The organism is Thalassobacillus sp. B23F22_16 (assembly GCF_043496955.1).
GTDB classification, from domain to species: domain Bacteria; phylum Bacillota; class Bacilli; order Bacillales; family Halobacillaceae; genus Thalassobacillus; species Thalassobacillus devorans_A.
The window spans coordinates 54952-67003 of sequence record NZ_JBIEKD010000020.1 but is presented as its reverse complement, the minus strand read 5'-3'; the positions used below and the strand labels follow the sequence as shown (position 1 = coordinate 67003).

At 43.0% G+C, this 12052-nt stretch carries 9 protein-coding genes and 1 pseudogene; 5 read left to right on the top strand and 5 right to left on the bottom strand.

Annotated elements, in window-relative coordinates; all coding sequences use genetic code 11:
• The first annotated feature begins 610 nt into the window (after positions 1 to 610).
• Positions 611 to 1489 carry an SMP-30/gluconolactonase/LRE family protein gene (locus ACGTNI_RS15015; RefSeq protein ID WP_394463602.1) on the top strand — a complete coding sequence of 293 codons (879 nt, stop codon included), beginning with the start codon at positions 611 to 613 and terminating at the stop codon, positions 1487 to 1489.
• 72 nt (positions 1490 to 1561) lie between these two features.
• Here the strand turns inward: ACGTNI_RS15015 and ACGTNI_RS15010 are convergent, their stop codons facing one another.
• The 3 genes from ACGTNI_RS15010 to ACGTNI_RS15000 form a co-directional block, all read right to left on the bottom strand.
• Positions 1562 to 2194: a spore coat protein gene (locus ACGTNI_RS15010; RefSeq protein WP_394463601.1), complete on the bottom strand. Its 633-nt coding sequence runs from the start codon at positions 2192 to 2194 to the stop codon at positions 1562 to 1564.
• Positions 2195 to 2261: 67 nt separating this feature from the next.
• On the bottom strand, positions 2262 to 2831 hold the full coding sequence (locus tag ACGTNI_RS15005) for a hypothetical protein (RefSeq protein ID WP_394463600.1): 570 nt from the start codon (positions 2829 to 2831) through the stop codon (positions 2262 to 2264).
• A 304-nt stretch (positions 2832 to 3135) separates the two neighbouring features.
• Entirely contained in the window at positions 3136 to 5484 is a 2349-nt protein-coding gene (locus tag ACGTNI_RS15000; RefSeq protein ID WP_394463599.1) for a M14 family zinc carboxypeptidase, read from the bottom strand.
• A gap of 289 nt (positions 5485 to 5773) precedes the next feature.
• On the opposite strand from ACGTNI_RS15000, the gene ACGTNI_RS14995 reads away from it, so the two are divergent.
• Both ACGTNI_RS14995 and ACGTNI_RS14990 read left to right on the top strand, forming a co-directional pair.
• On the top strand, positions 5774 to 6109 hold the full coding sequence (locus ACGTNI_RS14995; RefSeq protein ID WP_394463598.1) for a hypothetical protein: 336 nt from the start codon (positions 5774 to 5776) through the stop codon (positions 6107 to 6109).
• Positions 6110 to 6291: 182 nt separating this feature from the next.
• Positions 6292 to 7826, top strand: a pseudogene (locus ACGTNI_RS14990) (BCCT family transporter).
• Between the two features lie 53 nt (positions 7827 to 7879).
• Here ACGTNI_RS14990 and ACGTNI_RS14985 read toward each other — a convergent pair.
• Positions 7880 to 8557 (bottom strand): protein kinase family protein, encoded by a 678-nt coding sequence (locus ACGTNI_RS14985; protein ID WP_394463597.1) that lies wholly within the window; start codon positions 8555 to 8557, stop codon positions 7880 to 7882.
• 113 nt (positions 8558 to 8670) lie between these two features.
• On the bottom strand, positions 8671 to 10128 hold the full coding sequence (locus tag ACGTNI_RS14980; protein ID WP_394463596.1) for a hypothetical protein: 1458 nt from the start codon (positions 10126 to 10128) through the stop codon (positions 8671 to 8673).
• 235 nt (positions 10129 to 10363) lie between these two features.
• Between ACGTNI_RS14980 and ACGTNI_RS14975 the strand changes: the two genes are divergently transcribed.
• Both ACGTNI_RS14975 and paaX read left to right on the top strand, forming a co-directional pair.
• On the top strand, positions 10364 to 10879 hold the full coding sequence (locus ACGTNI_RS14975; RefSeq protein WP_394463607.1) for a M15 family metallopeptidase: 516 nt from the start codon (positions 10364 to 10366) through the stop codon (positions 10877 to 10879).
• 150 nt (positions 10880 to 11029) lie between these two features.
• Positions 11030 to 11908 carry a phenylacetic acid degradation operon negative regulatory protein PaaX gene (paaX, locus tag ACGTNI_RS14970; protein ID WP_394463606.1) on the top strand — a complete coding sequence of 293 codons (879 nt, stop codon included), beginning with the start codon at positions 11030 to 11032 and terminating at the stop codon, positions 11906 to 11908.
• Positions 11909 to 12052: the final 144 nt, after the last annotated feature.

Here is a 12052-nt window from a genome sequence, read left to right as displayed (position 1 = left end):
TCATAATAACTAGCTCCTTCCGTAATGTAGCTCTGGTTTGGTTTTTGTTTGGCAGTAACCATTCTAACCAGATTAACCTACGATTTTACGAGTAAGGAGCTAGTTTTCGTTCATGATAACTCGAGCTAAAGCTCTGCGGGGTCTTGCCAGTCTATCCTTTCCCGCAGGAGTCTCGTCATTTCCAAGTCCTCATTACCATGAATGAAATAACGAAACCATTTTTGTTCATCAATGGTAGCATTCTGCAAAGGACGCTAATATGGCTGATTAAACGTTATTTATATCCACCTGACAGAACTGTAGAAAATCGATTTCAAATAAACTTTTATGGCAAGGGGGGCGTAGGGAAACGGTGAGACTCCTGTGGGATATGCGGGATCGCTGAGGCCCCGCAAGGCGAAGGCTGAGGAGACTCAGCACACGCCCACGGAAAGCGAATCGTTTCCCGGAGCCCCTAAGCTATATTAAACATTTTGAAGTCATGTCTTCGACTTTACAGTCTTATAATTGGATACTTTCACAACAGAGCCTTTATGCTTTGAGGGGTTGGTGACGCTCCATTGTTTTTATAATAGAGAGCAGGGGAAAGGAATGATAAGGAGGAATGAAGATGCTGGGAAATGTAGAACTGGTTCTTGACGCTAAAGCTCAATTAGGAGAAGGGCCGAGCTGGGATAGGGAGCAGCAGGTTCTTTACTGGGTCGACATTGAAGGAAAGAAAGTTAATATTTTCGACCCTTCATCCGGGAAAAACAGGGAGATTCCAGTTGATCAGCGAGTAGGTGCGGTGGTTCCAAGGAATTCCGGCGGAGCTATAGCAGCGATGGAAAATGGCTTTTATACATTGGACTTAGAAACGGGAGAAACCCGCCCGATCATTGATCCAGAGGAAGGCATGACGGAAAATCGCTTCAACGATGGAAAGTGTGATCCTGAGGGACGCTTTTGGGCTGGAACGATGAGTTATAGCGGCATACCAGAGAACGGTGCGTTGTATTGCCTTGATACAGACATGGAATTTGAAAAAAAGGTCGATCATGTCAGTACCTCTAACGGATTGGCGTGGTCACCGGATAACCGGTTTATGTACTTTATTGATACACCGACCAAGCAGGTAGTACGTTATGAATTTGATCAAGGTTCCGGAACGATCAAGAACCCCTCTATTGTCGTGGAAATTCCAGATGGGGAAGGAAAGCCGGACGGGATGACGATCGACACGGAAGGCAACCTTTGGGTTGCGCATTGGGGCGGTTCTAAATTATCGGTCTGGAACCCTGATAAGGGGGAGCGATTAAGAACAATCCCTGTTCCGGCATTGAATGTTACTTCGTGTACCTTTGGCGGAAAGGAAATGAATGAGTTGTATATTACGACAGCAAGTGTCGGGATGGAAGAAGAGGATCTGCGGAAGTACCCTTTAGCGGGCGGGTTGTTTAAAGTGGAAACCGAAGTCACTGGCGCCCTGAGTTACCCTTTTAAAGGATAACTGAATTATTTGTCTGCTAACTATATAACTTAATAGAAAAGGCTGCCACGGAGGCAGCCTTTTCTGTATTAGTTAGTTTAAAGGTTGCTGAGGAGCAGGTGCGTAGCTTTGTAGCATTTGGTTCATATCCTGTTGGGCAAGCTGTGGAACTTGGTAATAGCCGTGCTTATTCTGATATAAGAATAGCTCGTAGCTCATTTCGATCATATTCGGTACGCTGTCCGCAACAACTCTTCTTAAGACAGGGTTAGTCATTTCAAGAGCGGTCATGGCCATCGTCGATGCCAGTCCTTTCATCTGACCAAGCATGAAGGAAGAATACTCGGCATCCGTCAGTTCTGACGGGTTTTGAGCGGGCTTTTTCGGCTGGCCTGGCTGCATTCCATACACGACATCATTATCTTGCGTCATGTTATACACGTGAGTAGATTGTGACGGCTTCTGGCCTGTTTTAAAGCTTTCTGTCATGATGTTATACAGTTCAGTAGTGAAATTTGCCTGCCGGGTTAAAATATCCTTCAGCTCCGGATCCTGGACATTTTGCTCATACATTTTATACTGGTTGAGCATACCGATCACACCGCCAATCACTTCATGCGCGTCGAATAATTCATGCCCGCCATGGCTCATGTTAGGAGCCATATTGGCTGATACCTGTTGGGTCCCGTTCGTTTGAGGCTGGTTCATTGGATTTTGATTTTGCATGCTTTTCCCTCCATATCAAGAATTCCATCTTATTTTTAACCAATAAAGGAAAAACATGTATGAGGGGTCAGAGATTCCTGGATTTCCGCTGCAATACTTTTTTATCTTTCAGCCACTCCGGGTGAATAGCTATCCGGTTGGGAGAAAGGTTTCTTAAGTTCACACCAGCCCCGTAATAATAGGATTGCCAAACAATTTTCGTACAGTATTGTTCATGGTCCATGCTGCCGAGAGGGGTAAGGATGCGGTAATCTGCTTTTGGGTACTTCTCATAAAGGTTTTCCAGATAATCGGCGGCTTTCCTGCCTACGTCAGGGTCTTTCGGCGAATAGATAGTGATGGAGCGGAATTTATGGAAATAGCTGTGCATCGTGTCTTTCATGAGACCGGACGGTATCGAGTGGATAACTTCCCGGTTATGGTTCACAATCCCAACATGGCCGACATACTTGGATTCGCTCTGACCGATCGGTGAAAACAACAAGTCACCAGGCAGGATAGCTACATTCGTCCCGGGGTATGTTTCCGGATTGTCGTGTACAATTGGAGCCCTTGCCTTGCGCGGGCGGGCTAAGAAGACAATGGTGCCTGCAATTATGCTAAACAGAAAGGTGATTAATCTAGGAAGCTTTCCCATCAATGACGACCTTCTTTCTAATAAGTGGTGGTGAATTAATCGTATGGGAAGACGAGATAAAACTCAACTGAGCTGTATGGAAAGTACTTATTAGAAAAGAAAGTGGCATACTAGACTACTGCCGCTTTATACTAGACAATCTCAAAATTTTTCTCGACACTTTCGAAGAAATACTAGACAAAATTTCACTTTTATTAGAAAGCACCAAACGTTTACTGGAAAGTAACTAGATATACTGGACAAAGGCATTTGACTAAAATAAGCTTCCACAAAAAAACCACCCTCAAGCGGGTGGTTTCGTTGTTTAATCAAAAATAGTGTTAGATAGCAAACGGTAAAGATAAGACGTATGGTCACGGAAACCAGCTTCTAAGCCGATCAATGTTACATCCTGATCATTTTCCTGGATGATCACCGCTTCACCGGCTGCCTGTTCACTGTTCTTCCAAAATCCTGACTGGAAAAAGTCTTCCTCTGCAAATGAGGCTGCGACAGTCTGGTCTGTCAGGCTGGTGTACCATACCGGGCTATAAACGAAGCCGATATCATCGCTGTCATAGCCTGCCGTCAACGAAGAATCCTGGTAGTCGACACTCACAATTCCATTGCTGTTTCGTGCTCCTGTTTGGATTTCCACATTCGTCAAACCGAGCTTTTTGGACGCTTTGGATGCTCCTGCACCAATAGCGATGTACTGGCCTCCATCAGATACAAAGTCTGTTACCTGTTGCTGGAAAGCTTCAAATTGCTGTTCATCTTCGAGGCCGAATGGCTGATTGGCTTCCCGCAAATCATAAGAAATGAGGCTTTCGGTGCCGCTGTATACAAATACATCGTAGGCATTCAATCCTTGCTCAGCTACTTCAGGTGGAGTAATTTCCTCGACATTAAAGCCGAGCTTTTCTAAGGCAATTCTTGTTCCTGCGTGGGACTGTTGTTTGTTCATCCCGCCATCTTCCAGGATGGCAACTGTTACATTTTCTAATTCTTCCGCATTATCCGGGATTTCTTCTGTAGGAAGTTTCAAGCCTGACTCTTTGGCAAGCTTATTCAAAGTATTTCCAGATTGCTTTTCGACATAGAAGTCGCCATTTTCACCTTTGTAAACGGTAATGCCTTGCTCGATTAATGCATTGACAAGAGCAACAGCTTCTGTAGAACTGTTCGGAATAAGGTATGGCCCTTTTCCTGATAATTCACCACTTGTTGTTACTTGATTGACAGGAGCCGACTGAACTTCAAGCTCCTTTTCTGCCGGAATCGCTTCAAATCCCCACAATTCAGGGAAACTCCAGGCAGAGATATCATACATCGCTGACGTATCATCACTGATATCCTCGCCGCTCCATAGGATGGTGTTCGCAAGGCCTGCTTTAGGCTGATCCATAGGAACGATGAAGGTTCCTGCTTCGTATTGTTCGCCGTTAACTGTAAATGCTTGTTTCGCTTCTTCTACTTTAATGTCATTCTGTTGTAAATGTTCTACTGCTTTGTGCGTAGCGTTCGGATCACTTTGATCAACAGGCAGCACGTAGGCATGTGGGAAGTGTCCTTCCTCATGGTCCGGGTGCTGGAAGTTGATGCCACGTTCGAAAATTTCAATTTGGTCTTTAATCATTTCATCCTTGTTTTCTGTAGCAAATTTCAATGCGCCCATAACGGAATTGATTTGCCATTCCACCCCGTCCCACGTGTTGTCAGGCGCCTCAATGGTAGCTCCGTATGCCCCATGATACATGGCATACATCGGTGCGAAAATTGGTGGGTAGTCGTCCCATCCTGCTTCAGCATCACGAGCCGGGATATGGACGCCTTCCAGGTTCTGATAGAGGTCAGATTGATAGTTTTCTTTATTCTCAACGATCTCTTTTTCCATTGCTTCTGCTTGATTTAATGCCCACTTGGAATATAAATCATATTCATAGTTCGGGTTATGCGGTGGAGTAGTCGGCTCGATCAAGCCTGGCTTCTCATCTGAATAATTGACATAGCCATGCAGGTCAAGGAATACCATCGGGTTCCACTCGGTCATCAATTTAACAGAAGCTTCTGTTTCCGGCTGCGATTGGGTGATGTAGTCACGGTTCAAGTCAATTCCCTCTGCATTGAACCTTGTCGCATCAACACGTCCATCAGGATTGACGACTACGTTGAAGATCAGGATGTTATTTTCAAGAATTTCGGTCGTTTCCTGATCATCTTCGAAGGCAAAACGTTCAATCAGTTTCAAGACAGCGTCAGATCCTACGAATTCCGTACCATGGATGGATCCATCAATCAATACAGGTACTTTGAAGTCCGGATGCTTGTCTACCCAATCCTGGGCGTCGCCAGGATTCTTGAACATCTTATTTCTTAGTGCCTGGATTTTTCCGTATTTTCCTTTGGATGCAGGGTCGCTGATAGTTACAGCATAGATATTCCGCCCTTCTGTGGACTGTCCTGCCACTTCCATCGATACACGATTGCTTTCCTTCTCGATATGTTGCAGCTGTTCTACAATTTCTTCATAGGTTACGTAATCGTAATGCTTTGAATTAAACGGACTCTGTTTTTTCTCTTCTTCTGCTGATACTGCTTCTGCCGCAGCAGTTAATGGCAGTAAAGCTATAAATGTTAAGATTAGCAGTCTAGTAATTATTATTTTCTGCATATGTAAACCTCCCCTTTTATGAATATTCAACTACATTCATCTGGTAGATTTCAAATACATTTCTGTTATTTTACTAAAAACAAATATTTTTACCCATAAAATAAAGAGTTGGTAGGGAATTCTTAACCCGTATGAAAAGGACTAATGCATTAGAAGAATATTCCTTTTTATGAATAATAGAGGTATATTTATTGAATAGAAGAAAACAGATATACCAATAGATTATGTTAAAATTTAGGTGACCTGCCAAGGCAGGTTCGGAATAGATTGCTATTGGAGGGGAGAATAAATGTTAACTTATGAAATTAAAGAATCCCAGTTAGATCGAATAAAGCCCCTGGATGAAGACATGGTAAGTGAAGAGATTGAGGGGATTATTTCAGAATTTGAACTATTAATCTCCGAGAAGGCCACACTCAGTACGAAAAAAGGTTCGGTTCATTGGCATGTAAAGAAGCCTGATGAAAAAGGCGTGTTAGAAATCACCTATTGGCCTAAGAAAGCCAGGCTATGGATCGACATACATAATAACAGACAGAAGGATTGGAACCTCGCTATAATAAAGTCAATGGCGGACCGCTTCACAAAGGAGTTTGGGGGAAGGGTTGAACACGTAAGCGAGTAAACAACACGGCAATTGGTGTTATGTAATATATTTCCATAAAGAAAAGGAGTGCAGGAAATATGCCTGGACTCCTTTTCTGCAATCAAGCCCCTGAGAAAGCCGTTTGTTTTGGACAAAATAGGGTAAGTATATTAAACTGTAATCCTTTGCCAAACATCTCAACGTACATAAAAGGAGGAGCTATGAAAAACGTAACGTTAGTCTTTTGGTATTCGATTGCCATATGTACTGCTTTTGTGGCTTGGGGAGTATTCGCTCCGGATCACCTGGAAACAGTATCCGGCAATGTCACCGGGTATATCTCGGATATGTTCGGCTGGTATTATTTATTGATTGTGATGATTATGCTGGTTTTTTGTGTCTACTTGATTTTTTCACGCTTTGGAAAAATCCGGCTTGGAAAAGAAAACGACCGTCCTGACTTTAAGCTGCCCACCTGGTTTGCGATGTTATTCAGTGCCGGGATGGGGATGGGAATGGTGTTCTGGACCACTGCGGAACCAATTTCTCATGCATTCCTAAGTGCTCCCGTGGCTGAAGTAGGGACAGATCAAGCGATCAAAGACTCCCTGCAGTATTCTTTCTTCCATTGGGGTGTCCATGCATGGGCCGTTTATGGTGTAGTTGCCCTTGTACTTGCCTACTTTAAGTTTCATAAAGGTTACCCCGGTCTGGTCAGCGCCACACTTGTTCCTCTATTCGGAGAAAAGAGCATGGGTGGTACTCCAGGTAAATTGATTGATACGTTAGCAGTTTTTGCTACTGTCGTAGGAGTCGCCGCTACCTTAGGGTTTGGCTCAGCCCAAATTAATGAAGGACTCTCTTTCCTATTCGGTACTCCTAATAATTATGGATTCCAACTATTGATATTAGCCGTCGCAACCGCGTTATTTATCATTTCTGCATGGTCGGGATCCATAAAGGCATCAAATATTTGAGCAATATTAACATGGGGCTTGGTTTCCTGTTGTTGATCCTGCTGTTCCTTGTAGGACCGAGCCTATATATTTTGAATATGTTTACCGATACGCTTGGCAGATACATTACTAACTTCTTCGATATGAGCTTCCGCATCGCTCCGTTGAATGAGGATAACCGGTCCTGGATCAATGGCTGGACGATATTTTATTGGGCATGGTGGATATCCTGGTCGCCATTTGTCGGTATTTTCATTGCCCGGATTTCCAAAGGGCGTACCATTAAAGAATTTATGCTTGGTGTGCTGGTAGTGCCATCACTTGTCTGTTTTATTTTCTTTGCGGTATTTGGTGTTTCTGCACTTAATCTTGAACAAAATGGCATCGCTGTTATCTCTGATTATGCGATGGAAACAGCAACCTTTGGTGTGTTACAGCATTACCCATTAGGTACACTGATGTCCCTCATCACGATTTTCGTTATCGCCATCTTTTTTATCACCTCAGCTGACTCAGCCACATTTGTACTGGGCATGTTAAGCGGGGGAGGTTCACTGAATCCTTCCAGTGCTGTGAAAATCATTTGGGGATTAACATTGTCTGCGATGGCGGCTATAATTGTCTACTTTGGCGGGACGCAAGGATTGCAAAATGTCCTGATTATCGCTGCACTTCCATTCTCATTCGTCGTTCTTCTTATGGGAGCTTCCTTTTTCAAAGCTGCTCGCCAGGAAGTGAAACCTGGAAGAAGGAGAACGAAAAACAAAAAAGCGAAGTCACCGGCTGTAAACGAGGCATAAAAGGTTAGAAATAATCAAGAGGACTGGCGAAATATTTTCGCCAGCCCTCTTTTTCATCTTTTAAACATGGTCAGGTTAGCTATTTTCTTCATAAATTCATCAATTGTATCAAAATCTTTAGGGGAATGGTTGTACCATTTACGAATGGTTTCCATAAGCCAATAGGGAACAGGTTTACCATCGATGAAGTGGTAATAGCATTCATACGCTTTTTTTAAATGCTCCCAGCGAAAATCATTACCAGTCATGACATATTCAGATACGTCCAGGACCTTTGCCCGGCCTTCTTGCAAGAGGATGTTCTTCAAATGTATATCCCTTGGATTTAATCCGCATTCTCGTATATAACTCCTTGTATCCTCGACATCAAGGATGACCTGTGCGGGAATATGGATGCCCTGCACCAGGCAGTCATATAAGGTAGGACCTGCTTCGTAGCCTAATTTTAGGTAGCGGTCCCCGGTCTCATAAAGCATTGGCAAGGTTTCTGTCTTCCCTAATACTTTGTAGACGTAGTGCTCTATATCTTTTTTATATACTTTATCTTTGGCATATACCTTATATGCAAACGAAGGTGTGTTGATATGGCGGAAGACGGCTGCATCTGTGCCAATACCTATACATTGTAAGCCTTCTGTATTTCCTGCAATTTGGACTGGTCCATTATTTCGAGAGGACGTAATTTCAACACCTGCTAATGCATCTTGTACACCATCTGATACTTTGGACATCTAGACAACACGCCCTTCTTTAATGAGATCCACATTTCTATTGAATAATATAGTATTCGGGTGCGTGCCGTATTATTAGTAGGTTGTTAGTATTAAGTTTTGCCGGCTACAGGTCACTCTGATGTGTTGATCGTAAGCTTTTCGCTGACTTCTCTGGTATGCAGTAAGTCCTCGACAGTTATGTTCAATTGCTCGGATTCTTCAAGAAAAGATGATGGTAAGATAAGCGTGAAACTGTTTTGTTCCATTCTATGGATATTAGCCTGGGAGAGCGGTGATTCGTCATTTTCATTTTTGATGGTTATATTGGTATCCAGCCAAGGCTCACTCCCTTTATGAAGAAAACTTGGAGCTTCTAAACTCAAAAAACTTCCGGTATCTTCTTCAACAGAGTAATCGTAACGGATCGTCAATTCTGCACCTTCATGATTGTACTCCAGCCTGTCTATCAGCACCTCTGTATCAAATATTTCTGTGATGACCTTTTCATCAGCGCTTTCGATCTTTGTCAATTGATAAGAAGCGTCTTCATCATTTCTCCACTCTTCAAAATCACTTACATCCAGTGCAAAGCTGTAGGATTGGTCACTAATGGTACTGCTTTTTATAAAGGAAAGCTCGATATCACTCGGTATATCAGAAAAAGGACTGGTATAAGCCGAGTAGATGGCTTGTTCCTTATTTTGCTGTTCTGCCCTGGGTTGATCGAAATAAATATGAAAAGGGTGTGCTTGATCTTCTGTTTTCAATTGCCCTTCTACCTGTACCGGGTGATTTTGTTCCTCTTCCACTTGAATTTGCAGCTCGGTCGACATGACGTCGAGATTAACTTCCTTTATATAGATATCCCCGTCCTCTAATTCAAGGGTTTGTTCAATCGGGAAAGAAGCGAGCAGGTTATCCTTTAAATCATATTCCAAACCTAATGTGGTTTCTTCCGTCCGATAACTGCCATCAGGGAGTGTAACATTAAAATAGGCGGATACGGTTTCATTCATCTTTTCCACAGGTCTGCCTTCTTCATCAAGGATAGGGCTTCCTGATGCAAGCAGGTATACATTACCTTCATATACCGCTTTTTCCGGAATTGTAGAGTGCATGGTTGGCGAATGAGGGAAAAGTTCTCCGTCCATGGTTTCAATGGAAACCCCATTCATTCCAATATTATGGTGATTGCTCGGCAGGTCGGCTATATCTTCGACACTTAAACTGTAATAAAGGAAAGTACCCTGGCTGGAAAACCAGATCTTATCCAGGTACACTTCTCCTCTATGATCCTGTATGGTTACTGTTTGATTTATATCCTGGAATAACCCTCTATCAGCAGCTGTTTTTAAATAGGGGATAAATGACTCGAAGTGTTCATAAATCTCCTCTTTCGTTTCAACTTCTTTCCATTGTACTGGAATGTCCATCTCTTCTTTTTCTTTATCCTCCGCTTCTGTTTCCGAAAGGGTAGCATCCATGACGGGATCTCCCATAAAAAATTGCGTACCGATGAACAGGCACAGGATAACGAGAACACCAATAGTTAACTGGACCTTCTTCTGGTAGTTTTTTGTTTTTGTCATAACATTGCCCCCATTTAGATATCCTACCAATCTATTTCTGTAAAAAATTGTAGATTCCTGCATTTGTTTACATCCCATTAAGCTTAGAGTTTGAAATCATAACTTCAGTCATGTTAGATATAACTAACACATGGAAATTCACAGAAAATGAGGGGATCGATTGATTGATAAAATCCTTAGTTTCATCGGGGGATTGATTATATTTACAGCCATTGTGCTATTCTTTGTCTTTTATATGAAGAATGAAAAGATGGAGTTTGAATTTCCTCAAAGAAAAGGGAACGACCCGATGCCGACAGAACTACATCCAACTGTAGCTGAAAAACGGGATAAGCTCATTGACAGAGCGGCAGATAAGGGGATTGATGTAGTCATTACGGAGGGCTTCCGGACCATTGAAGAACAAGAAGAAATTTATGAACGCGGCAGGTCCGAAGATGGTGACATCGTTACCTACGCTGAAGGCGGTGAATCCTATCATAATTATGGTTTGGCCATCGACTTTGCGTTGAGGAATGAAAATGGGGATATTATTTGGGATACAGAATACGATGGCAATGACAACGGTGACTCTGATTGGATGGAAGTCGTAGATATAGCCAAAGACCTTGGTTTTGACTGGGGTGGGGACTGGCGGCGTTTTAAAGATTATCCGCACTTGCAGATGGACTTGGGGTATAGTATCCGGGAATTGAAAAATGGTTTCCGTCCTGAATGGCCAGAAGAAAAAGACTCGCAAGAAAACGAATAATCCATGCGCCTGGCCATCAGCTGGGCGCATTTTTTAGTAACGTTCAAGTCCCGGTTCGTTGCAGAACCGTCACGTATGTGGTATCATTATTTTCTGACAATTATAGAACTTCATCATAGATGATAAAGAAAGAGGTTAAAAGGCATGGGCATGAATACACGTTCGATGATATTCACATTATACGGTGATTATATTAGACATTATGGCAATGAAATTTGGATTGGCAGTTTGATTACGCTCTTAAAAGAATTCGGCCATAATGAGCAGGCAGTACGTGCAGCGATTTCCCGTATGTATAAGCAAGGCTGGGTGGAGTCGACAAAGAAAGGGAATAAAAGCTATTATTATTTGACCGAGCGTGGCATAGACCGTATGGAAGAAGCGGCAGACCGTATTTTTAAATTCAAACCTGCGGAATGGGATGGAAAGTGGCGCATGTTGATGTACACGATTCCTGAAACGAAAAGAAATGCCCGTGATGAGTTTAGAAAAGAATTAGTGTGGAGCGGCTTCGGTGCCATGTCGACAAGTACATGGATATCCCCGAATGATTTAGAGAAACAGGTGAAGAACCTTATTGAAAAATATGAGATTGAACCTTACGTCGATTTCTTTGAATCGGAATATAAAGGCCCGAACAATGATGCCACCCTCGTGGAAAAATGCTGGAACCTCGATGAAATCAATGAGAAATACAATGAGTTTATCTCATATTATAGCCAGAAATACATTATCGATCGTAACAAGATTCAAAAAGGGGAAATGTCCGATGCGGAATGTTTCGTTGAAAGAACCAGTCTTGTTCATGAATATCGGAAATTCTTATTCGTCGACCCAGGTCTTCCGGAAGAATTGCTGCCGACGAAATGGCTTGGAAATCACGCGGCTGCTTTGTTCAGTGACTATTACCGGACATTAGCAGAGCCAGCTTCCCGTTTCTTTGAGCAAGTCTTCAAAGAAGGAAATGAAATCAAGCATAAAGATGAATCATATAATGCTATGGACCATCCACTGATGATCGAACCTTAAAGGGGCTGTCCCATAAGTCTGTAACAGACTAATTGGGGCAGCTTTTTTCGTTTATTGTTGATATCGGAAAAGTGGGGCTGGGAAACGATTCCCTTTCCGCGGGGAAGACGACAAGTCTCCTCGGGCTACGCCCTGCGGGGCCTC